At 61.6% G+C, this 23027-nt stretch carries 16 protein-coding genes; 13 read left to right on the forward strand and 3 right to left on the reverse strand.

The window, feature by feature from the left end; genetic code table 11:
- Positions 1-32: 32 nt before the first annotated feature.
- From PSH69_RS14920 to PSH69_RS14960, 9 genes are all read left to right on the forward strand, one after another.
- Positions 33-455 carry an AprI/Inh family metalloprotease inhibitor gene (locus PSH69_RS14920; RefSeq protein ID WP_019649884.1) on the forward strand — a complete coding sequence of 141 codons (423 nt, stop codon included), beginning with the start codon at positions 33-35 and terminating at the stop codon, positions 453-455.
- 212 nt (positions 456-667) lie between these two features.
- A complete protein-coding gene (locus tag PSH69_RS14925) occupies positions 668-2455 on the forward strand; it encodes a type I secretion system permease/ATPase (RefSeq protein ID WP_305412739.1) in 1788 nt (595 codons plus the stop codon).
- The gene (locus PSH69_RS14930; protein ID WP_019649882.1) at positions 2452-3801 is read left to right on the forward strand and encodes an HlyD family type I secretion periplasmic adaptor subunit; all 1350 of its coding nucleotides are present in this window, start codon (positions 2452-2454) and stop codon (positions 3799-3801) included. The genes PSH69_RS14925 and PSH69_RS14930 overlap by 4 nt, the downstream gene beginning before the upstream one ends.
- 2 nt (positions 3802-3803) lie before the next feature.
- Positions 3804-5171 (forward strand): TolC family outer membrane protein, encoded by a 1368-nt coding sequence (locus tag PSH69_RS14935; RefSeq protein ID WP_305412740.1) that lies wholly within the window; start codon positions 3804-3806, stop codon positions 5169-5171.
- A 173-nt stretch (positions 5172-5344) separates the two neighbouring features.
- Positions 5345-8302 (forward strand): autotransporter serine protease, encoded by a 2958-nt coding sequence (locus PSH69_RS14940; RefSeq protein ID WP_305412834.1) that lies wholly within the window; start codon positions 5345-5347, stop codon positions 8300-8302.
- Positions 8303-8550: 248 nt separating this feature from the next.
- Positions 8551-11598, forward strand: a complete 3048-nt coding sequence (locus tag PSH69_RS14945; protein ID WP_305412741.1) for an autotransporter serine protease — start codon at positions 8551-8553, stop codon at positions 11596-11598.
- 23 nt (positions 11599-11621) lie between these two features.
- On the forward strand, positions 11622-13319 hold the full coding sequence (locus PSH69_RS14950; RefSeq protein WP_305412742.1) for a polyurethanase: 1698 nt from the start codon (positions 11622-11624) through the stop codon (positions 13317-13319).
- Between the two features lie 102 nt (positions 13320-13421).
- Positions 13422-15275 (forward strand): polyurethanase, encoded by a 1854-nt coding sequence (locus tag PSH69_RS14955; RefSeq protein ID WP_305412743.1) that lies wholly within the window; start codon positions 13422-13424, stop codon positions 15273-15275.
- A gap of 258 nt (positions 15276-15533) precedes the next feature.
- Positions 15534-15899 carry a hypothetical protein gene (locus PSH69_RS14960; protein ID WP_305412744.1) on the forward strand — a complete coding sequence of 122 codons (366 nt, stop codon included), beginning with the start codon at positions 15534-15536 and terminating at the stop codon, positions 15897-15899.
- A gap of 258 nt (positions 15900-16157) precedes the next feature.
- Here the strand turns inward: PSH69_RS14960 and PSH69_RS14965 are convergent, their stop codons facing one another.
- Entirely contained in the window at positions 16158-17084 is a 927-nt protein-coding gene (locus PSH69_RS14965; protein WP_305412745.1) for a glyoxylate/hydroxypyruvate reductase A, read from the reverse strand.
- Positions 17085-17356: 272 nt separating this feature from the next.
- Here PSH69_RS14965 and gabT point away from each other — a divergent pair, with 272 nt between their 5' ends.
- The 4 genes from gabT (at position 17357) to PSH69_RS14985 (ending at position 21310) form a co-directional block, all read left to right on the forward strand.
- Positions 17357-18649 carry a 4-aminobutyrate--2-oxoglutarate transaminase gene (gene gabT / locus PSH69_RS14970; RefSeq protein WP_138867575.1) on the forward strand — a complete coding sequence of 431 codons (1293 nt, stop codon included), beginning with the start codon at positions 17357-17359 and terminating at the stop codon, positions 18647-18649.
- A gap of 96 nt (positions 18650-18745) precedes the next feature.
- The gene (locus PSH69_RS14975; RefSeq protein ID WP_305412746.1) at positions 18746-19402 is read left to right on the forward strand and encodes a 2-haloalkanoic acid dehalogenase; all 657 of its coding nucleotides are present in this window, start codon (positions 18746-18748) and stop codon (positions 19400-19402) included.
- A 45-nt stretch (positions 19403-19447) separates the two neighbouring features.
- Positions 19448-19936, forward strand: a complete 489-nt coding sequence (locus PSH69_RS14980; RefSeq protein ID WP_003174918.1) for an Lrp/AsnC family transcriptional regulator — start codon at positions 19448-19450, stop codon at positions 19934-19936.
- Between the two features lie 168 nt (positions 19937-20104).
- Positions 20105-21310, forward strand: coding sequence for a DUF1624 domain-containing protein (locus PSH69_RS14985; protein WP_305412747.1), 1206 nt, complete (start codon positions 20105-20107; stop codon positions 21308-21310).
- A gap of 67 nt (positions 21311-21377) precedes the next feature.
- Here PSH69_RS14985 and PSH69_RS14990 read toward each other — a convergent pair whose 3' ends face one another.
- Positions 21378-22091: a cupin domain-containing protein gene (locus PSH69_RS14990; protein WP_305412748.1), complete on the reverse strand. Its 714-nt coding sequence runs from the start codon at positions 22089-22091 to the stop codon at positions 21378-21380.
- Positions 22092-22160: 69 nt separating this feature from the next.
- A complete protein-coding gene (locus PSH69_RS14995; RefSeq protein WP_305412749.1) occupies positions 22161-23018 on the reverse strand; it encodes a GNAT family N-acetyltransferase in 858 nt (285 codons plus the stop codon).
- Between the last annotated feature and the right edge of the window lie 9 nt (positions 23019-23027).

Raw genomic sequence — 23027 nt, forward strand, 5'->3', positions numbered from 1 at the left:
GCTCTCTGCCCCGATCCAGAGTAAAACGCCCTATGACCCAGAACGCTTTTACCTGCAAAACAACCGCGTGGCTGTTAGCGACGCTGATGATGTTTCTTGGAGAAGTAGCCATGGCAAGCAGTCTGAAATTAGCCGACCCTTCGGAGCTCGCCGGCAAATGGCAAGCCATTTTGAATACCGCGCAAGACTCGCCCGAGTCTCAGGCGCTGCAGGACAAACCGTCGAATGTCTGCACGATAGAACTTAAATCGGACCAGACCCTGGGTGAGGGGGCCGATTGCCTCAGTGCCTGGCTGAACAAATCGGCGATGGGCTGGTTCCCGGAGCCGGACGGCATTGCCGTGACCGGGGAAGAAGGCTCAAGAATTGTGTTTTTCAGCCGACAGCATGAGGGGCTTTATAAAAGCACCTTGAAGTCGGGGCTGATTATTACGCTCACGCGCGCAGCGCAATAAGCGAAAAGCGTCGGACCGACGGCAGGTACTGAATATAAAGACCGTTGTTGCAGTTATAAGCAGCAGATCAATAACCAGGACTCTTTAAAGTCCACAAAAAGTTGTTATTAATCTGTCAGCAATAACCGGCAAAAGAATGTCTCGACCCGTGTGCGGACAGTTAATTGGAACCTTGCCAAGTGAGGCGAGGCTTAATACCTCAGGAAAAACCAATGAAGATGGCGAAGAGCCCGGCCACCGCACCGTTATTCAAGGCACTGGGCGACTATAAGAGCATCTTGATCAGCGTCGGCTGCTTTACCGCATTGATCAACGTTCTGATGTTGGTCCCGTCGATTTATATGCTCCAGGTTTATGACCGGGTGCTGTCGTCGCAAAACGAAACCACATTGGCGATGTTGTCGCTGATGGTGGTCGGGTTCTTCGCCTTCATCGGGTTGCTGGAGACCGTGCGCAGTTTCATCGTCATCCGTATCGGCAGCCAGCTGGAGCGCCGTTTCAACCTGCGGGTGTATCAGGCTGCTTTCGAACGCAACCTGTTCAAGGGTGAGGGCAACGCCGGGCAATCCCTGGGCGATTTGACCCATATTCGCCAGTTTGTCACCGGCCCGGCGTTGTTTGCCTTCTTCGATGCGCCATGGTTTCCGGTCTATCTGTTTGTGATTTTCCTGTTCAACGTCTGGCTCGGCGTATTGGCCACCGCAGGGGCGGTGCTGCTGATCGGGCTGGCCTGCCTCAACGAGGCCATGACCAAAAAACCTTTGGGCGAAGCCGCGGGGTTTTCCCAGAAGTCCAGCCAACTGGCCACCAGTCACCTGCATAACGCCGAAACCATTCAAGCCATGGGCATGCTCGGCGCCTTGCGCAAACGCTGGTTTGGGGTGCACTCGCGTTTTCTCGGTCTGCAGAATCAGGCCAGCGATACCGGCGCGGTCATCAGCTCCCTGAGCAAAACCCTGCGCCTGTGCCTGCAGTCCCTGGTTCTGGGGTTGGGCGCCTTGTTGGTGATCAAGGGCGACATGACCGCCGGGATGATGATCGCCGGCTCCATTTTGATGGGCCGGGTGCTGAGCCCCATCGATCAGTTGATCGCTGTGTGGAAACAGTGGAGCGGCGCCAAACTCGCTTACCACCGCCTCGACGCCTTACTGCAAGCCTTTCCTCCGAGTGACGAGGCCATGGCGCTGCCGGCACCGAAAGGCCAGATCACGTTCGAGCAAGTCAGCGCCGGCCCGCCGGGGCAGCGGGCAGCGACCTTGCACATGGTCAATTTCAACCTCGGCGCTGGCGAAGTGCTGGGCGTGCTCGGGGCTTCCGGCTCCGGTAAGTCGACCCTGGCCCGGGTGCTGGTCGGCGTCTGGCCGACGCTGGGCGGCACGGTGCGCCTCGACGGCGCGGACATTCATCGCTGGAACCGCGACGACCTCGGCCCTTACATCGGCTATCTGCCCCAGGACATCGAATTGTTCAGCGGCAGCATTGCCGAAAACATCGCCCGATTCCGTGAGGCAGACCCGCACAAAGTCGTCGAAGCCGCGCAACAGGCTGGCGTCCATGAATTGATTCTGCGCATGCCCCAGGGCTACGACACCATGCTCGGCGAAGACGGCAGCGGTTTGTCCGGTGGCCAGAAGCAACGCGTGGCCCTGGCTCGCGCGTTGTACGGCCATCCGAGCCTGGTGGTACTGGATGAACCGAACTCCAACCTCGATACCGTCGGCGAAGCGGCGCTGGCCGGCGCCATCGCACATATGAAGGCCCGGGGCACCAGCGTGATTCTGGTCACCCATCGTTCTTCGGCCCTGGCCCAGGCCGACAAGTTGCTGGTGCTCAACGAAGGTCGCTTGCAAGCCTTCGGCCCAAGCCAGGAAGTGCTCAAGGCACTTGCCGGCAACCCGTCGGCTCCCCAGGAACAGCCGCGTGAAAAAGCCGCGCAGGCACCGGGCGGGCTCAGCATGAGCCGGCAGTATCAGCCCACGACCAGGAATTCGGGTGTATGAGCAGCACACGCATGAACAACGACAGCGAAGCGACGATGGAACACGACTACATTGCCGAACGCCCTGAGCGCGACGCCCGTTTCTTCGCCCGCATGGGCTGGATTCTGGCGATTGTCGGCGCCGGCAGTTTTTTCACTTGGGCGAGCCTCGCGCCGCTCGATCAAGGCATCCCGGTGCAGGGCACCGTGGTGGTCTCGGGCAAGCGCAAAGCTGTGCAATCGATGAGCAACGGCGTGATCAGCCAGATTCTGGTGCGTGAAGGCCAAGTAGTGAAACAAGGCCAGCCGCTGTTCCGCCTCGACCAGACCCAGGTCGCGGCCGACGTGCAATCGCTGCAAGCGCAATACCGCATGGCGTGGGCCAGCCTGGCGCGCTGGCAGAGTGAACGGGACAACCTCAAGCAGGTGAATTTCCCCGCCGAACTGAGCAACGACCCCGATCCACGGCTGGCGCTGGTGCTTGAAGGCCAACGGCAATTGTTCAGCAGCCGCCGCGAAGCGTTTTCCCGTGAGCAAGCCGCTTTGCGCGCGAACATCGAAGGCGCCAGCGCGCAACTGGCTGGCATGCGCCGCGCGCGCACGGACCTGACGGCCCAGGCCAGTTCCCTGCAACAACAATTGAGCAATCTGCAGCCCTTGGCAGACAACGGCTACATCCCGCGCAACCGCTTGATGGAGTACCAGCGTCAGCTGTCGCAAGTGCAGCAACAACTGGCAGAGAACACCGGTGAAAGCGGCCGGGTGGAGCAGGGCATCCTCGAATCCCGACTGAAGCTGCAACAGCACAGCGAGGAGTACCAGAAGGAAGTGCGCAGCCAACTGGCCGACGCGCAGCTCAAAAGCGTGACCCTGGAAGAGCAGCTGACTTCCGCCGGCTTCGACCTGCAACACAGCGAAATCGTCGCCACCGCGGACGGCATTGCGGTCAACCTTGGGGTTCATACCGAAGGCGCGGTGGTACGCCAGGGCGAAAACCTGCTGGAGATTGTCCCGCAAGGCACCAGCCTGGAAGTGGAAGGGCACTTGCCGATCAACCTGATCGACAAGGTCGGCACGCACTTGCCGGTGGACATTCTGTTCACCGCGTTCAACCAGAGCCGTACCCCGCGAGTGCCGGGCGAAGTCAGCCTGATTTCCGCCGACCAAATGGTCGATGAGAAAACCGGTGCGCCGTATTACGTGCTGCGCAGCAGCGTCAGCGATCAGGCCATGGAAAAACTCAACGGTCTGGTAATCAAGCCCGGCATGCCGGCAGAAATGTTCGTGCGCACCGGTGAACGTTCACTCCTCAACTATCTGTTCAAACCGCTGCTCGACCGGGCAGGCTCCGCGTTGACCGAGGAATAAGGATGTTCGGTTGTATGAATAAGCTTTCCCTGCTTGCAGCGACCCTGGCGTTGCTGACGTGCAACAGTGCAATGGCCATGGGGCCGTTCGACATCTATGAGCAAGCGTTACGCAATGATCCGGTGTTCCTCGGTGCCATCAAGGAGCGCGATGCCGGCCTTGAAAACCGCGCCATCGGCCGCGCCGGGTTATTGCCGAAGTTGGGTTACAACTACAACAAGGGGCGTAACTCGTCCAAGGTCACGTACCTCAACGATCGCGGCAACAGACAGAGTGAAGATCGCAACTACAGCAGCTACGGCTCGACCTTGACCTTGCAACAGCCATTGCTCGACTACGAGGCTTACGCGGCGTATCGCAAAGGTGTGGCGCAATCGCTGTTCGCCGATGAAAACTTCCGGGGTAAGAGCCAAGAACTGCTGGTTCGCGTGCTGGAGAATTACACCAAGGCGCTGTTCGCCCAGGACCAGATCGACATCGCGCGGGCGAAGAAAAAAGCCTTCGAGGAGCAGTTTCAGCAGAACGAGCAGATGTTCCGCCAAGGGGAAGGCACGCGCACCGATATCCTCGAAGCCGAGTCTCGTTACGAACTGGCGACCGCCGAGGAAATCGAAGCGCGTGACGAACAGGATGCGGCTCTGCGGGAACTGGGTGCCCTGGTGGGTGTAGCAGGAATCGACATTGGCGACCTGACGCCGCTGGATCAGAACTTCCAGACATTCACCCTGCAACCGGCCAATTACGACACCTGGCACGAGATGGCGGTGGCCAATAACCCGAACCTGGCCTCCCAGCGGCAGGCGGTGGAAGTGGCGCGCTATGAAGTCGAACGCAACCGCGCCGGGCACCTGCCGAAAGTCAGCGCCTACGCCTCGCTGCGCCAGAACGAATCGGAAAGTGGCAACACCTACAACCAGCGCTATGACACCAACACCATCGGTATTGAAGTCAATGTGCCGCTGTACGCCGGTGGCGGCGTCTCGGCCTCGACCCGGCAAGCCAGCCGCACCATGGAACAGGCCGAGTACGAGCTGGACGGCAAGACCCGGGAAACCTTGATCCAGCTGCGCCGCCAGTTCAGCGCCTGCCTGTCGGGGGTCAACAAGCTGCGCGCTTATCAGAAGGCCCTGACCTCGGCCGAAGCGCTGGTGGTCTCGACCAAACAAAGCATTCTGGGCGGCGAACGGGTCAACCTCGACGCATTGAATGCCGAACAACAACTATTTACCACCCGCCGGGATCTGGCACAGGCACGCTACGACTACCTGATGGCCTGGACCAAGTTGCATTACTACGCCGGCACCTTGAACGAACAGGATTTGGCCAAGGTGGATGAGGCGTTCGGCCAGGGCACGAGGAGTAGCCGTTAGAAAACAGTGTGGCGAGGGAGCTTGCTCTCGTTCGGTTGCGCAGCAACCGCCATTGGGTCTGCTTCGCAGCCCAGCGGGAGCAAGCTCCCTCGCCACAGAATCACAGCAACACCTCGCCCCTGGGACCGGGGCCTAGAACTCTAAAAACGCCAAGAAAGCGAGATTTCATGCACATGGACGTACAGATCAAGCCGATGTCGGTCGGCACGCTGCTGCTCTTGATTTCATCAGCGCCGGGTTCGGCCCAGGCGCAGTACCTGGAAACCGGCACCCTTGGTGACCCGGCCAGTTGGCGTTCGGCGGAGTTCCAGCGCGATTGGGGCCTGGGGCGGATGCAGGCCGATCAAGCCTATGCCGCCGGCATCACCGGCAAAGGCGTGAAAATCGGCGCGCTGGATTCCGGTTTCGATTCCAGCCATCCCGAATTCGCCGCCGACCGTTATCACACCGTGACGGCCAGCGGCAGCTATGTCGATGGTCAAGCGTTCAACGTCGACGGCACGCTCAACGCCAACAATGACTCCCACGGCACCCACGTCACCGGCACCATGGGCGCGTCCCGGGATGGCAGCGGCACGCACGGTGTGGCGTTCAACGCGCAAATCTACGTCGGCAACACCAACAAGAACGACAGTTTCCTGTTCGGTCCCAACCCCGACCCGCGCTACTTCAAAGCGGTCTATGACGCCCTGGCGGATGCCGGGGTGCGCGCGATCAACAACAGTTGGGGCAGCCAGCCGAAGGACGTCAGCTACCGGACTCTCGACGACCTGCACGCCGCTTATGCCCAACACTGGAACCAAGGCACCTGGCTCGACGCCGCCGCCGACGTTTCGCGCCGTGGCGTGATCAACGTGTTCAGCGCCGGCAACAGCGGTTACCCGAATGCCAGTGTCCGTTCGGCCCTGCCGTATTTTCAGCCGGACCTGGAAGGCCACTGGCTGGCGGTATCGGGGCTGGATCAAGGCAACCAGCAGAAATACAACCAGTGCGGCATCGCCAAGTATTGGTGCATCACCACGCCGGGCGCGAAGATCGACAGCACCATTCCCGGCGGCGGCTACGCGATCAAATCCGGTACCTCCATGGCCGCGCCGCATGCCACCGGGGCACTGGCGTTGGTGATGGAGCGCTATCCGTATATGAGCAATCAGCAAGCGCTGGAGGTGCTGCTGACCACCGCAACCCGGCTCGACGGTTCGATCACCGAGGCTCCGAGTACAAGCCTCGGCTGGGGCGTGGCCAACCTTGAGCGGGCAATGCGCGGACCGGGGCAGTTGCTCGGCGCGTTCGACGCCCATCTGGGGGCAGGGCAGAGCGATGTCTGGAGCAATGACATTTCGGACAAGGCACTGATTCAGCGCCAGGCCGAAGACGCCGCCGAACACAGCGCCTGGCAACAGACGTTGCAGGACAAAGGCTGGGCAAACGGTATTCCGGCCGGCGCCAGTCAGCAGGATCAGACCGACTATGCAGTAGGTATGGCGAGAGATTCCGCCGCCGCCAGCCGGGCCTACGAAGGCAGCCTGATCAAGTCCGGCGCCGGACGCTTGATGCTCACTGGCAACAACACGTATCGCGGCCCGACCACGGTCAACGGCGGCTTACTGGCGGTGAACGGTTCGCTGACATCGGCGGTGACGGTCAATGCCAGCGGCACCCTCGGCGGTAACGGACGAATCGCTGCCTTGACCGCCAATGCCGGCGGCACCGTAGCGCCCGGTAATTCCATTGGTACGTTGCAAGTCAGTGGCGATGTGACGTTTGCGCCGGGGTCGACCTATGCCGTCGAACTCTCGCCTGGCAGCAGCGACCAGATTATTGCCAGCGGCGCGGCCACGATCAGCGGCGCCACCGTCAGCCTGTCGCTGGAAAACAGCCCGACCTTGCTCAGCACCCAACAAGCGCAAAGCCTGCTGGGGCATCAGTACAACATCCTGCAAGCGGCCGGCGGAATTCAAGGCCAGTTCGGTGCGGTGCTGCCCAACTATGTGTTCATCGGCGGCAGTCTAGATTACGCCGCGACCGGCATTCAGCTGAACGTTGAACGCAATGCCACGACCTTCGCCAGCGTCGGGCAAACCCCCAATCAGCGTTCCGTCGCGACTACGGTGGAAGGGCTTGGCGCGGGTAATGCGGTGTACGAAAGCCTGCTGCTGTCGCCGACCGCCAGTTCCGCGCAACAGGCGTTCCAGCAATTGTCGGGGGAAATCTACCCGGCGCTGGGCTCGGTGTTAATCAATGACAGTCGCTATCTGCGCGATGCGGTGGATGAGCGTCTCAATGAAGCCAACGGTTCGCGCAGCAATGGCTGGATCAAAGCCTTGGGCGCCTGGGGCAAGACCGATGAACGCCACGACACCGCCGGCTACACCACGTCGATTGGTGGTTTGCTGGCCGGTGTCGATGGCGCTGTGGATGACGAAACCCGTGTCGGTCTGGTCGCCGGCTATAGCGACAGCTCGGTCAATATGGGCTCTGGAACTCATTCATCGGCGCAGGTCGACAGTTATCACCTGGGCGCCTACGCCGGGCACGAAATGGGCGCTTGGCGCTTGAGTGCCGGCGGTGCCTACAGCTGGCACCGGGCCGACATCAAACGTGACCTGCAATACGGCGACGTCAGCGCCGAACAGAAAGCCAAGGTCGATGCCGGGACCACTCAGGTATTCGGTGAAGCGGCCTATCGCCTGAACCTGCAACCGCTGGCGGTGGAACCGTTCGCCAACCTCGCTTACGTGCACCTCGATACCGAAGGTTTCACCGAAAAAGGCGACGCCGCCGCGCTCAAAAGCAGTGGCGAACGGCGTGACGCGGTGCTCGGCACGCTGGGCGTACGCGCGCTGAAAACCCTGGCGTTATCCGGCCAGCAACAGCTGGACCTGAGCGGCAGCCTTGGCTGGCAGCACAACCTGAGCAACACCGATTCCGAAGAACACCTGGCGTTTGCCAGCGGTGGCGCACCGTTCGCGGTGGAGAGCTCGCCGCTGGTTCGTGATGCGGCGCTGGTGGGCGCCCATGCCAGCCTGGTCTTGAGTCGGGACATTCGGTTGAACCTCGATTACACCGGCCAACTGGCCAGCCGCGAGAAGAGCCATGGAGTCGGGCTGAGTCTCAATTGGCAGTTTTAGTATTTCGCCTGTAGCAGCTGCCGAGCAGCGCGAGGCTGCGTTCGGCTGCGAAGCAGTCGTGAAGTCAGCTATCGCGGTGTGTCAGGAAAACCTTGCAGGCAGGGTTTGCGACGGCTGCGCCGCCGAACGCAGCCTCGCGCTGCTCGGCAGCTGCTACAGATCGGGTTGATGCGTGGTGTATCAGCAGGACAAGACACGCCTTTGAAGGCCACAAGGATTTTTGCAACACAACTAAGGACGGTAGCTTGATGGATAACAAGTACAACAAACTTGCCTTGCTTTGTGCACTGGCAACCCTGGGCACCGCACACGCGGCGCCCTATGTGGAAAACGGCAGGGTCGGTGACCCGAACAGTTGGCGCAGCGCGGAGTTCAACGCCGATTGGGGGCTGGGGGCGATCAACGCTCAGGATGCCTATGCGGCCGGTTACACCGGCAAAGGGGTGAAACTGGGGATCTTCGACCAGCCGGTCTACGCCTTGCACCCGGAGTTTTCCGGGGCCAACAAGGTGATAACCCTGGTCACCAGCGGCATCCGCGAGTACACCGACCCGTACATTCCGGTCAAAGCCGGGGACGCCTTTCTCTATGACGGTTCGCCCTCTGTAGGTTCCAACGGCAAACTCGGCGCCCACGGTACTCACGTTGGCGGAATCGCCGCCGGCAGTCGCGATGGCGGGCCGATGCACGGCGTCGCCTTTGGCGCGCAGATCATCAGCGCCGACAACGGCGACCCCGGCCCGGAAGACGGCATCATCCGTGGCAACGACGGCGCGGTGTACAAGGCCGGTTGGGACGCCCTGATCGCCAGCGGCGCGCGGATCATCAACAACAGCTGGGGCATCGGCATCACCGACCGCTTCGACCTCGGCGGCCGGGACCCGGCATACCCGCACTTCACCGTGCAGGACGCGCAACTGCAGTTCAACGAGATCCAGACCTTGCTCGGGACCAAGCCCGGCGGTGCCTACGACGGCGCCATCGCGGCGGCCCGCAGCGGCATCGTCACGATCTTCGCCGCCGGCAACGACTACAACCTCAACAACCCGGACGCCATCGCCGGCCTCGGTTACTTCGTCCCCCAGATCGCGCCGAACTGGATGACCGTCGCCGCGTTGCAGAGGAACCCGGACATCAACAGCCCCGACCTCTACACCATCAGCACCTTCTCGTCGCGTTGCGGCTACACCGCGAGTTTCTGCGTGTCGGCACCGGGCAGCCGCATCTATAGCTCGATCATCAGCGGCACCAATGCCGCTGACCTGACCACCGGCTACGCCAACTACAACGGCACCTCGATGGCGGCGCCGCACGTTGCCGGCTCTGTGGCGGTGTTGATGGAACGCTTCCCGTACATGACCGGCGCGCAAGTCGCCAGCGTACTGCGCACCACCGCCACCGACCTCGGCGCACCCGGCGTCGACGCACTGTACGGCTGGGGCATGATCAACCTGCGCAAAGGCATCGACGGCCCGGCGATGTTCGTCACCGAGCAGGACATTCCCGAAGAGTTCCGCATCGACGGCGCCTACGGCTCCAGCCAGTTTGTCGCGGACTTGCCAGGCATCGGCGCGATCATCGACGCCGGCAAACCCACCGAGCGTGTGTGCAATGACGTGCACTGCGGGCTCGACTTCTGGCGCAACGACATTTCCGGTCACGGCGGCCTGACCAAGCAGGGCATCGGTACGCTGGTGCTGACCGGCGCCAACACCTACACCGGGCCGACCCTGGTCAATCAGGGCCGATTGGCGATCAACGGTTCGCTGCTGTCGGCGGTCACTGTCAATGACAGCGGCATTCTCGGCGGTAACGGCAGTATCGCGGCGCTGACCGCGAAAAGCGGCGGCACCGTGGCCCCCGGCAATTCCATCGGCACCTTGCAGGTGGCGGGTGACGTGACCTTTGAACCTGGCTCGACCTACGCCGTGGAGCTGTCGCCCACCCGCAGCGACCAGATCATCGCCGGCGGCAAGGCGATCATTGACGGCGCAACGGTCAGCCTGTCGCTGGAAAACAGCCCGACGCTGCTGACCACCGGCGAGGCGAAAACCCTGCTCGGCACTCAGTACAACATCCTGCAAGCGGCCGGTGGAATCGAAGGGCGCTTCGGTGCGGTGGTGCCGGATTACCTGTTTATCGGTGGCACCCTCGACTACGCGGCCAACGGCATTCAGCTGGCCGTCGAGCGCAACGCAACATCCTTCACCAGCGCCGGCCAGACCCCGAACCAACGCGCCGTGGCCGCTGCCGCCGAGCAACTGGGCGCAGGCAATCCGCTGTACGAAACCCTGTTGCTGTCGCCGACCGCCGCTGTCGCGCAACAAGCGTTCCAGCAGCTGTCTGGTGAGATTCATCCGGCGATCGGCACGCTGCTGATCAACGACAGCCACTACCTGCGCGATGCCGTCGGCGAACGTTTGCGCGAGCATGATCTGTTCGACGCCGGCGCACCGACCGATGACCGCAGCAATGCCTGGCTCAAAGTGCTCGGCGCCTGGGGCAAGAGCGATGGCGGGCATGACAACGCCAGTTCCAACAGCTCCATTGGCGGGCTGCTGGCCGGTGTCGATGGCTTGATCACTGAACATACGCGTCTGGGTTTCGTCACCGGTTATAGCGACAGCTCGTCGAACATGGGCGACGGCACACACTCTTCAGCCTCGGTCGACAGCTACCACTTGGGCGCCTACCTGGGCCATGAAATCGACACGCTGCGCCTGAGTGTCGGCGGTGCTTACAGCTGGCATCGCATCGACGTCAAACGCGACCTGCAATTCGGTGACGTCAGTGGCAAGCAGAAATCCAAACGCGATGCGACCACCGCACAACTGTTCACCGAAGCGGCCTATCGCCTGGACCTGCAACCGCTGGCACTGGAGCCGTTCGCCAACCTGGCCTACGTGCATTTGAACAGCGACAGCTTCAGCGAAAAAGGTGATGCCGCCGCACTGAAGGGCGGTGAAAACAACCGCGACGCGGTGCTCTCGACCCTCGGCCTGCGGGTGAGCAAAGCCATTGTGCTGTCCGACCAGCACCAGTTGGAACTGTCCGGCACGCTCGGCTGGCAGCACAACCTGAGCAGCACCCGTTCCGAAGACCACCTGGCCTTCGTCAACGGCAACACCGCGTTCAGCGTGCAAAGCGTGTCGATGGACCGCGATGCCGCGGTGGTCGGCGCTCGTGCCGGACTGGCGCTGGGCCGCGATACCCGTTTGAACCTGGATTACAACGGGCTGCTCGGCTCCCGGGAAAAAGACCACGGTGTGGGCCTGACCCTGGACTGGCAGTTCTGATTTGACGCAAAGGAAGCCACAACATGGGACTGTTTGATTACAAAAATGCCGGCAGCGAGGCCGGCAAGGCGTTGTACTCCGACGCGATCGCGCTGACGCTCTACGCGTACACACCCACCGGCCAGCCACTGCCGGCAACCGCTTGGGCGCCGATTGGCGCGGCGGCCTTGGGCTATCAGGGCAAGGTCGGGCCTCAAGGCACCTTCTATGGCGAGAAGGACGGTTTCACCAGCGCCGAAGCCGAAATCCTCGGTAAATACGACGGGGCAGGGCAGCTGATCGGCCTCGGCATTGCTTTCCGTGGCACCGGCGGCCTGGGCTACAGCGACACCTTCGGCGACATGAAAAACAACCTGCTGGCCGCAGTCGGCCCGGTGGATTACGCGACGAACTACGCAAAAAACGCCTTCGACACCTTGCTCAAAAATGTCGCTGCGTTTGCCATTGCCCACGGCCTGAGCGCCAAGGACGTGCTGGTCAGCGGGCACAGTCTCGGCGGGCTGGGGGTCAACAGCCTGGCGGAGTTGAGCGGCAATAACTGGGGCGGTTTCTTCAAGGACGCCAACTACATCGCCTTCGCCTCGCCGACCCAAAGCGCCACCGGCAACACCGTGCTGAACATCGGTTACGAGAACGACCCGGTGTTTCGCGTGCTCGATGGCACCACCTTCAGCAGTGGCTCGCTGGGCAAGCACGACGGTCATCAGGATTCGGCGACCAACAACATCGTCAACTTCAATGACCAGTACGCGTCCACCGCGCAGAACCTGGTGCCGTTCAGCATCCTCAACCCGCTGAACTGGTCGGCCCATGGCTCGTTGGGCTATGCCGACGGCTTGAACCGGGTGATCGACTCGCGCTTCTACGACCTCACCGACAAGGACTCGACGCTGATCGTGTCCAACCTGTCGGAGTCGTCCCGAGGCAGCACCTGGGTCGAAGACCTGGGCCGCAGCGGCGAGCCACACACCGGCAGCACCTTCATCATCGGCACCGACAGCCATGACTGGCTCAAGGGCGGCGCCGGCAATGACTTCATCGAAGGTCGCGACGGTAACGACCGGTTCCGCGATGACGGCGGCTATAACCTGCTGCTGGGCGGCAAGGGCAGCAACACCTTCGAGCTGCAGAAGCCGTTGCAGAACTTCAGCTTTGCCAATGACGGCGACGGCACCCTGTACGTGCGCGATGCCTACGGCGGCATCAGCATGACCCGCGACATCGGCGCGTTGGTGAGCAAGGAATCGGGCTCGTGGTGGGGCAGCAAGGAGGTGACCTACAACGTCACCGCCAATGGCTTGCTCAATGGCACGGAACTGACCCACTACAACCACTCGCTCAACGGCGATGCCTTCAGCAACACGCTGGTGGCCAGCGTCGACGGTGACTGGCTGTTCGGCAATGCCGGCGACGACCTGCTGCGCAGCGACAAAAGCCACGTGACCTTCGTCGGCGGCACGGGCAATGACGTGATGCATGCCTCGGGTGGCGGCAACACCTTTCTGTTCAGCGGCGCCTTCGGTTTCGACGCGATCAATGGCTACCAGGGCAGCGACAAACTGGTGTTCATGGGCGTCCAGGGCGCGGGGCAGGGCTATGACTACACCCAGCACGCTTCACAGGCCGGCAACGACACGGTGCTGAAGATTGGCGATTACGCCGTGACGCTGGTGGGGGTGGGACTGGATAACCTGTCGGCTTCGGGATTTGTATTTGCCTGAAAAACCGAATGAAAGCATTGCACTAAAGACACTGGGGCGCCCCATAGCGGGGCGTCCCGGCTGTAGCTGTCTCTGATAAATCCAACAAAGAGAGGCAATACCATGGGTGTGTATGACTACAAGAACTTCGGCACAGCAGACTCCAAGGCGCTGTTCAGCGACGCCATGGCGATCACGCTGTATTCCTATCACAACCTCGACAACGGTTTCGCCACCGGGTACCAGCAAAACGGCTTCGGCCTGGGCCTGCCGGCCACCCTGGTGACCGCGCTGATCGGCGGCACCGATTCCCAGGGCGTGATCCCCGGCATTCCCTGGAACCTCGATTCGGAAAAGGCCGCGCTCGACGCCGTGCAAAAGGCCGGCTGGACCCCGATCACGGCCACGCAACTGGGCTATGACGGCAAGACCGACGCTCGCGGAACCTTCTTCGGCGAGAAGGCCGGTTACACCAGTGCGCAAGTGGAGATCCTCGGCAAGTACGACGCCCAGGGCCATCTCACGGAAATCGGCATCGCCTTTCGTGGCACCAGCGGCCCAAGGGAAATCCAGATCGGCGATTCCATCGGTGATGTGATCAACGATCTGCTGTCGGCGCTCGGCCCCAAGGATTACGCAAAAAACTATGCGGGCGAAGCCTTCGGCAATTTGCTCGGCAAAGTCGCGGCGTTTGCCCAGGCCAATGGCCTGGCGGGCAAGGACGTGCTGGTTAGCGGCCACAGCCTCGGCGGGTTGGCCGTCAACAGCCTGGCGGACTTGAGCAGCGAAAAATGGTCCGGGTTCTATCAGGATTCCAACTACATCGCCTACGCCTCACCGACCCAAAGCAGCAGCGACAAAGTGCTGAACATCGGTTATGAAAACGACCCGGTGTTCCGCGCGCTCGATGGCTCGTCGTTCAACCTGGCTTCGGTGGGCGTGCACGACGCTCCCAAGGATTCAGCGACCGATAACATCGTCAGCTTCAACGACCATTACGCCTCGACGGCGTGGAATGTGTTGCCGTATTCCATCACCAACATCGCCACCTGGATTTCACACTTGCCCACCGGTTACGGCGACGGCATGACCCGGGTGCTGGAGTCCAAGTTCTACGACCTGACCAGCAAGGACTCGACGATCATCGTCGCCAACCTCTCGGACCCGGCGCGAGCCAACACCTGGGTCCAGGACTTGAACCGCAACGCCGAAACCCACAAAGGCAGCACCTTCATCATCGGCAGCGACGGTAACGACCTGATCCAGGGCGGCAAAGGCAACGACTACATCGAAGGCCGCGACGGCAACGACACCTTCCGCGACGGCGGTGGCTACAACATCCTATTGGGCGGCAAGGGCAGCAACGTGCTGGACTTGCAGCAGTCGGTGAAGAACTTCGTCTTCGCCAATGACGGTACCGGCAACCTGTACGTGCGCGACGCCAATGGCGGCATCAGCATCACCCGCGACATCGGTAGCATCGTCACCAAGGAGCCGGGGTTTCTCTGGGGCGTGTTCAAGGATGACGTGACCCACAGCGTCACCGCCAATGGCCTCACCGTCGGCAGCAACCTGACCCAGTACGCCTCGAGCGTGAAGGGCACCACCGGCACCGACACTCTCAAGGCCCATGCAACGGGCGACTGGTTGTTTGGCCTGGACGGCAACGACCACTTGATCGGCAGCGCCGGCAACGATGTGTTTGTCGGCGGGGCGGGTAATGACCTGATCGAGTCGGGCGGCGGGATTGATACTTTCCTGTTCAGCGGCGCGTTTGGCCAGGACCGGGTGGTGGGTTATCAGGCCAACGACAAACTGGTGTTCCTCGGGGTTCAGGGCGTTGCGCCAAACGACGACTTCCGCGCCCATGCCACGGCGGTTGGGCAGGATACGCTGCTGACGTTTGGCAGTGATTCGGTGACCCTGGTAGGCGTTGGGCTGGACAGTTTGTCCAGTAGCGCGATTGTGATCGCCTGAGGGTGAGGCGGCGCCGGTAAGGGCCTCTTCGCGAGCAAGCTTCGCGCCTACAGGGGAAATACATTCCAATGCAGGAGCGAAGCTTGCCCGCGATGAACGATGACGCGGTAATCCTGCCTGTCCCCGTGACTCACTGGCCACTCCCGGACTCCAATACCTGCCTCAACAGCAACTGGCCCTAAAGCATCAGCCCATTCACGCGTTATCCTTATGACGCCGGTGCTGCATGCCGCCATTGAGTACAGGAGATTTTGCAACGTGAGTAACAGCAAGAGGTACAGCTTCGGTCTGGCGTTGGCCTTGTTATCGGCAAGCGCCACCGCAGAACTGCCTCAGAGCTCGATTCTGACCCGTTACGGGGTCACCTCCGATCAACTGCCGAAACCGCCAGCAACCGAAGCCGCCAAGCCCATCGAAGAAAAAAGCCGCTTCCAGCTCCAGCCGGAACAGCCCTGGGTGACGTTGCGCCTGGGCGATGGCAAACAACCGGAGAAGACCGGCAACATCAGCATTGACCGTTCGATGCAGCAGGAACAGGAGCGCTGCCAGCGGATGCAGGAACAACTGCTCCGGCGTGGCGGGCAATACATTTCCTGCGATAACAGCATTCCGGGCACCCACTAAACCTATTAATGCCGGACAATTAAGCCGTAATGCGATCTGTAGCAGCTGTCGAGCTTGCGAGGCTGCGTTCGGCTGCAGAGCAGTCGTAAAACCAGACATTGCGGTGCATCAGGCAGACCGCGTTAGCCGGATTCACGACTGCTTCGCAGCCGAACGCAGCCTCGCAAGCTCGACAGCTGCTACGGCGAACGCACAAAGAGTGCGTTGCGGCTGAACTGACCGGCATTAGCCCCTGAGCGCCCGTTACTGCATCGGCGCTCAATAACCCTGCACGCGATCGATCTCGCCGAGCATCGGCTCACCCCGTTGATGCCGGCGGATGTTCTCCAGCAACACCCCGAACGCGCTTTCCGGCTGAGTCATCGCGGCGATGTGTGGCGTCAGCAGAATCTGTGGGTGGTGCCAGAACGGATGATCTACCGGTGCCGGTTCCTGTTGCAGCACATCAAGGACTGCGCCGCTCAAGTGCCCGCTGTCCAGCGCTTCCAGCAGATCCTCTTCGATCAAATGCCCGCCACGGCCCATGTTGATCAGCGCCGCGCCCTTGGGCAGTTGCTCAAACAGGTTGCGATCAAGAATGCCCTGGGTCTGTTCGGTCAGCGGCAACACACACAACAGAATGTCGCACTGACTGAGGAACGCCGGCAGTTGTGCGTTGCCAGCATAGCAATCGACCCCCGGAATGTGATGGGCACTGCGCGCCCAGCCAGACAAGGCAAAGCCCAGCGGTTGCAAGGTCGCCAGAATCTGCTGCGCCTGGGCACCGAGCCCCATGACCCCGACCCGACGTTTGGCCGCCGGTTGCAGCAAGTGCGCCTGCCAGCAGCGGGCCATTTGTTGCTGGCGGTAGCGCAGCATGTCCCGGTGCAGGCTGAGTACGGCAAAAGTCGCGTATTCGCACATGCCGCGAGTGATGCCGGGGTCCAGCAGACGCACCACCGGCAAGCTCGCCGGCAGGCGTCCGAGGTCGAGTTGATCGACGCCGGCGGACAGGGCAAACAGTACTTGCAGATTAGGCAGCACAACGTCGAGATCGTCAGGTGCCTGCCACGCGGCCAGGTATTGAATGTCCTTCGGGTCGCCGATGTCCGGCCAGGCGCGCCATTCGATATCCGGGGCGTGTTCGGCAAATAGCGCTTTCCACTGTTCGCCGCGCACAGGGTCAGCTTTATACAGCAGGGCCATGGGCATTTCCTGAAAGGTGAAGGGGCTGCCCATCATCGCGCAATACCAGCGCAGGATCTGTCGAAAGAAGCGGCTTTAACGGGTTGTGTGATCTTGTATCGACCCGGCATCGGCAGATTCGGCGGGCTGAAGGAATCTGCCGTTTGGCGGGGTGAAAACAGTCGATCCGAATTTCTCAGGGGGCAAGTTCGGCGTAGTTCGTTTCGCGCAAGCCTTAACCTGAACACCATCGCAACCACTTCCCGGTTGCCGGACTCACGATGGGAAATGCCATGAATAGCAAAGTCGACGAAACCCCTCATTTGCTCCGTCAGCGCGATCAATTCGTGCCACGTGGCCTGGTTACCGCGCATCCGTTGGTGATCGATCGGGCCCTGGGTTCAGAATTGTGGGACGTGGACGGCAAGCGCTACCTGGACTTTGTCGGCGGTATCGGTGTGCTTAACATCGGTCACAATCACCCGAAGGTGGTCGCGGCGGTGCAGGCGCAGTTGCAAAAAATCTCCCACGCCTGTTTTCAGGTGGTGGCCTATAAGCCTTATCTCGACCTGGCCCAGCGCCTGTGCGAAATGATCGGCGGCCAGGACGCTTATAAAGCGGCGTTCTTCACCTCCGGCGCCGAAGCGGTGGAAAACGCGGTGAAGATTGCCCGCGCCCACACCAACCGCTCGGCGGTGATCGCCTTTCGTGGCGGGTTCCATGGCCGGACTTTGCTCGGCACCACGCTGACTGGCATGAGCCAGCCGTATAAACAGAACTTCGGGCCGTTCGCGCCGGAGGTCTTCCACACCCCGTATCCGAATGCCTATCGCGGTGTCACCAGCGACATGGCGCTCAAGGCGCTGGACGAGTTGTTGGCGACCCAAGTGGCGCCTGAGCGGGTCGCGGCGATCATCATCGAACCGGTGCAGGGCGATGGCGGTTTCCTTGCGGCACCGGCGGAGTTTCTTCAGGCCCTGCGTGCCCTGACTGAAAAGCACGGCATCGTGCTGATCCTCGATGAGATCCAGACCGGTTTCGGGCGTACCGGCAAATGGTTCGGTTTCCAGCACGCCGGGATTCAGCCGGATCTGGTCACCGTGGCCAAGAGTCTGGCCGGCGGTTTGCCGCTGTCCGGTGTGGTCGGTAAAGCCGAGATCATGGACGCGCCATTGCCCGGCGGCCTCGGCGGTACTTACGGCGGCAACGCGCTGTCGTGCGCGGCGGCGCTGGCGGTGATCGAGGCCTACGAGCAAGAGCAGTTGCTGGCCCGTGGCGAAGCGTTGGGCGAGCGTCTGCGTCAGGGACTGTTGCGCTTGCAGGCCCGTTACCCGCGGATCGGCGACGTGCGCGGCAGCGGCTTCATGCTGGCGATCGAGCTGATCAAGGATGACGAGGCGCGCACCCCGGATGCCGACCTCAACCAACGACTGATCGACGAAGCCCGGGCCGGTGGCCTGTTGGTAATCAAGTGCGGCGTGCAACGCAACGTTTTGCGCTTCCTCGCGCCACTGGTGACCAGCGAAGCACAGATCGATGAAGCGTTGCAGATTCTCGACGCGGCACTGGCACGAGTCTTGAACTGAGCTCACGCCAGCTCACGGGCGCTGCCACACGGCATCGCCCGTGAGCATTTATGGAGCATGGATTGATGGAATGCATCATCGGAGGCTTTACACACCATGGGGCTGACTGATTATCGAGCGTTGCTGATCGATTGCGATGAGGTGCTGGTGGATCGCGATTCCGGAGTCTGGGCGGCGTTGCAGCCGCTGCTCGACAGCCGTGGCGGTCACCCGGACAAGGCTCAGGTGCTGGCCGAATTCAGCGAGGTGGTGCGGGCGCTGTACCCGCGTTTCGGCGAGTTGGGCTTCAGCGGTTTGCTGTGTTTTGCACACCGTCAACTAGCCGAGCGCTGGGAGTTGAAAGCCAGCTGGGAGGAGGGCATGAGCTTCGCCCGGTCCGTCGTCGGCTGGTCGTTGTTCGAGGATGCACCCGGCGCCATGCTGTATTTGCGCAAGTTCTATCGCCTGCTGGTGCATGGCGACCGTGACGCCGAAGATCGCGGCCTGCTGTGCGAACGCCTGGGGATCATGCCCGACGATTTTATTTCCCTGGCCAGCGACCCACTGCGGGATCACGATTGGCTGGCGGCCAATGACCTTGATGCCAACACCATCCTCCAGGTAACCCGGCCTGGCGCCCGGCAACCGGGGGCGGGGGCGGTCTGCCTGGTCTGTCGCGGCCGGGCCAGACAACCGTCGCCGTGCGCGGCGGATTACTGCATTAGCAGCATGGCGGATCTGGTGGCTCAGCATCAGCTGTCTTTACGGCGCTGATTTTGCTAGAAGATTGTCTTACAAACGGCAGTCAAGAGGTACGCAATGGAAGGTTTAGTAAAACTGGACCGAATCGACATCAGCATCCTGGTTGAGCTGCAAAAGGACGGGCGCATGACCAACGTCAGCCTGGCCGATGCCGTGGGCCTGTCGGCCAGCCCCTGCCTGCAACGGGTCAAGCGGCTGGAGTCGGCCGGGTATATTTCCAGCTACAAGGCTCACCTGAACCTGGCCAAGATCACCGACTCGGTCACGGTGTTCACCGAGATCACCTTGAGCGACCACAAGCGCGAAGACTTCGCCAAGTTCGAGTCCAATATCCGTCTGGTCGACGAAGTGCTCGAATGCCACCTGATCAGCGGTGGCTACGATTACCTGGTGCGCTTCATGACACGCAGCATCCAGCATTATCAGGAAGTGGTCGAAAGCCTGCTGGACAAGAACATCGGCATCTCCAAGTATTTCAGCTACATCGTCATCAAGTCACCCGTACTCAAGGATGGCGTGCCGCTGCGCAAATTGTTGCGGCACTGAAGGGGCAGGTCGTTGCACGGCTTCAGTTCAACACTGTCTCTCTATCGAAAGGAAGGTCAGGTACCCTTGCCGCGGGCGCCGTCGCAGCTGCCGGCATCGGAAGTTGCCAGGCTGAAGAAACAGGGCTGAGCCAGCGGTAGTCCACTGACCAAGACATGAGTGACTGATATGACTCTATCCACAAGCGTGACAGGGCAGGCGGGAAGTGTTTCCCCTGCGCTGGCCACCAGCGTTGCCAAAACCAACACCCGGATGCTCGCCATCGATGCCCTGCGCGGCTTCGTCATGCTGCTGATGCTGATTGACCATGTGCGGGAAACCTTTCTGCTGCACCGCCAGGTCACCGACCCGATCGATGCGCTGAGCGTGACCCCGGACCTGTTCTTCACCCGCCTGCTGAGCACCCTTTGCGCCCCGGTGTTCATCTTCCTCACCGGTTTGTCGGCCTGGCTCTACAGCCAGAAACACACGGCCAGTGAAACCTCGGTGTTCCTGCTCAAGCGCGGGCTGTTCCTGGTGTTTCTGGAGCTCACGTTCGTGTGCTTTGCCTGGAACGCCGAGTTCCCGCCCAAGACGCTGTGGCTGCAAGTGATCTGGTGCATCGGCATCTGCATGATCGTGCTCGCCGGGTTGCTGCACTTCAAGCGCGGCTGGCTGATCGTACTCGGGGTGGCCATTGTCGCCGGGCACAACCTGCTCGATGGCGTGACCGTGGGGCCGGAGTCGCCGGTCTTCGTGCCGTGGTCGATCCTGCATCAGCGGGTATTCATCGACATCACCGAGTTCACCCGGGCTCGCACCACGTATCCGGTGTTGCCGTGGATCGGCGTGATTCTGCTGGGCTGGGCCATCGGGCCATGGTTCGGCAAGGACATGGAACCGGCCGAGCGGATTTCCCGCTTGCTCAAGGTTGGCGTCGGCCTGCTGCTGGCGTTCGTATTCATTCGATACCTGAACGTTTACGGCGAGAAACCCTGGGTGCAGACCGGTGATTCGCTGCGCACCTTCATGAGTTTCATGAGCGCGAAGAAGTACCCGCCGTCACTGATGTTCCTGATGCCGACCCTCGGCCTGGGGCTGATTCTTCTGGCGGTGTTCGAGAAGGCCCAGGATCGCTGGTCCACCGCGACCCTGGCGGTCTACGGCGGTGCGCCGATGTTCTTCTACTTGCTGCACCTGTATGTGCTGAAGGCCATGTACCTGGTGGCCGTTGCCATCTGGGGCGCCAATCAAGGCACCTATTACGGCTTCGACAACCTGCCGATGGTCTGGCTGTGGAGCGTGATTCTCGGGGTGCTGCTGTTCTTCCCGACGCGCTGGTTCGCCAACCTCAAGCAGCAGCGTCGCGACATCGCGATTCTCAAATACCTCTGATTCAAAGATCTTGCTGAACTCAGCACAAATACCTGTGGGAGCGGCGGTGCGGCGCTCCCACAGTTCCCTATTTGACGGCATACACCTTGCGCACATACCGCGCACTGCTCCAGGCGCACGGTGCGCCTTGTGGCACGAACACGGTGTCACCGGGGTTGACCGTTACGCTGGTTCCATCCGACGCCTGCAAAGTCACGCTGCCTTCAAACAGGTGCATCAACTCATTGAGTTTGTGCGCTCGGCCATGGCGGGTGTACGGCGTCGAATCCCACACGCCGACGCGCAGATCAGTGGTGTCATCTTCGAAGGCATTGCGCGAGCGGCACTGCGGCGTAGGCCCGATCAGTATCTGCGGTTCCGGTGCCGCCGAAGGGGACAGCATCGCCAGCGGGTCGAGCGCTGTCAGCCCCGGTTTCTGTTCGGCGCTGGGGCTGGTGACGGCGCAGAAGGCCCAGCACGTATCGGGTTGTGCCTGAAACCTGAGCGCTGTGCCGCGACCGATCACCGCGCTGGCACCGATGCCCAGTTCCAGCACCTGTTCCCCGGATTGCAGCACGACGTGCCCCGCATGGACCACGATCACTTCGGTGTGCGGGAAGCGCTCGATATCGACGGTTTTGCTGGTGTGAACAAGGCCCGCCGAGACGCCGTCGGACCCGATGTAGGCGATCTGACGACCGTCCATGAACGGATCGATGGAACTCAAGGGCGCTGCCTTGAAAGACGTAGAAACACGGCTGCAGTCGGCGCGGGCCAACAGCACAATGGTGGGTTGAGACATGCGGGTGACGCTCCCTGCTAATGGGGGGTAGAAGGTGTTGGAGGGCGCTCGCTTCATCGCGCGCCGGAATCAGCCGATGGCTTGGGTGACAAGGGCAAATTGGCGGACGCCCTTGACCGCTTGCGGCGGTGTGCCCCGTGCCATTTGCGCCACGGTGTCGACCTGTTTGAGACCGGCCAGCGCCAGCCACTCGCTCAAACCACTGTCTGCTGGAATGTCGATTCGCACGAAAGCGTCCGGCACCTGGGCCAGCAACACGGTGATCAGGTGTTTCGCCTGTTCAAGGGTTTCGGCGATGACCGGGCCGAGGCAACGACCGCGACCGAACGGGCGTAGAAGGGCGAAGGCACGCAGCTGACCGTCACGCTCGATGCCCACAGAATGCTCGGCCACCGCAAACAGCTCCGTGAGCACCGCTTGCCGGTCCAGCCCGCTGCCGGCGTTGGCCAGCTCCAGTTGCCGAACCCGGTCCGTCGCCTGCAACGGGCGGCATTCTTCACCGTCCGCCAGAGGTTCAAGCGCGGGCGCCTGGGCCAGGCCTTGATGCTGCTGAATCCGTCCGAACTCGACAAACCCCTGGCTGGCGTAAAGCGGCGCACCGGCGAGGGTGGCATTGAGCATCGGCGTGCGCGACTGGCAGGCCTCCAGTGCGTGCTCCATCAATCGACGACCGATGCCCTTGCCCTGATAGTCGTCACTGACGATCACCAGGCCGATGGTGGCGAAGTCGCCTTGCCGGCAGGCGAATGCGGTGCCGATCAAACGCTCGCCATCGAGCACCACGAAACCTTCGCTGACCCGCTGCAGCATCGCCCAGTCTTCCAGGCGATGAGGCCACTTCAACTCAACAGACAAGGCATGGGCCGAAGGCAAATCGGCGGCGGTCATCGGCCGATAGACATAAGCGGAAGGGTGCGAGGCGGACATGGCGAGTCT

The sequence above is a fragment of the Pseudomonas sp. FP1740 genome (assembly GCF_030687165.1).
GTDB lineage: Bacteria > Pseudomonadota > Gammaproteobacteria > Pseudomonadales > Pseudomonadaceae > Aquipseudomonas.

What these genes read in the sequence shown, in the direction of transcription:
- PSH69_RS14940 (WP_305412834.1), top strand. Translation starts at nt 5,345, where the DNA reads ATGGACGTACAGATCAAGCCGATGTCGGTCGGCACGCTGCTGCTCTTG.
- PSH69_RS14975 (WP_305412746.1), top strand. Translation starts at nt 18,746, where the DNA reads ATGGGGCTGACTGATTATCGAGCGTTGCTGATCGATTGCGATGAGGTG.
- PSH69_RS14935 (WP_305412740.1), top strand. Translation starts at nt 3,804, where the DNA reads ATGTTCGGTTGTATGAATAAGCTTTCCCTGCTTGCAGCGACCCTGGCG.
- PSH69_RS14945 (WP_305412741.1), top strand. Translation starts at nt 8,551, where the DNA reads ATGGATAACAAGTACAACAAACTTGCCTTGCTTTGTGCACTGGCAACC.
- PSH69_RS14985 (WP_305412747.1), top strand. Translation starts at nt 20,105, where the DNA reads ATGACTCTATCCACAAGCGTGACAGGGCAGGCGGGAAGTGTTTCCCCT.
- PSH69_RS14995 (WP_305412749.1), bottom strand. Translation starts at nt 23,018, where the DNA reads ATGTCCGCCTCGCACCCTTCCGCTTATGTCTATCGGCCGATGACCGCC.
- PSH69_RS14925 (WP_305412739.1), top strand. Translation starts at nt 668, where the DNA reads ATGAAGATGGCGAAGAGCCCGGCCACCGCACCGTTATTCAAGGCACTG.
- PSH69_RS14920 (WP_019649884.1), top strand. Translation starts at nt 33, where the DNA reads ATGACCCAGAACGCTTTTACCTGCAAAACAACCGCGTGGCTGTTAGCG.
- PSH69_RS14990 (WP_305412748.1), bottom strand. Translation starts at nt 22,091, where the DNA reads ATGTCTCAACCCACCATTGTGCTGTTGGCCCGCGCCGACTGCAGCCGT.
- gabT (WP_138867575.1), top strand. Translation starts at nt 17,357, where the DNA reads ATGAATAGCAAAGTCGACGAAACCCCTCATTTGCTCCGTCAGCGCGAT.
- PSH69_RS14965 (WP_305412745.1), bottom strand. Translation starts at nt 17,084, where the DNA reads ATGGCCCTGCTGTATAAAGCTGACCCTGTGCGCGGCGAACAGTGGAAA.
- PSH69_RS14955 (WP_305412743.1), top strand. Translation starts at nt 13,422, where the DNA reads ATGGGTGTGTATGACTACAAGAACTTCGGCACAGCAGACTCCAAGGCG.
- PSH69_RS14950 (WP_305412742.1), top strand. Translation starts at nt 11,622, where the DNA reads ATGGGACTGTTTGATTACAAAAATGCCGGCAGCGAGGCCGGCAAGGCG.
- PSH69_RS14930 (WP_019649882.1), top strand. Translation starts at nt 2,452, where the DNA reads ATGAGCAGCACACGCATGAACAACGACAGCGAAGCGACGATGGAACAC.
- PSH69_RS14980 (WP_003174918.1), top strand. Translation starts at nt 19,448, where the DNA reads ATGGAAGGTTTAGTAAAACTGGACCGAATCGACATCAGCATCCTGGTT.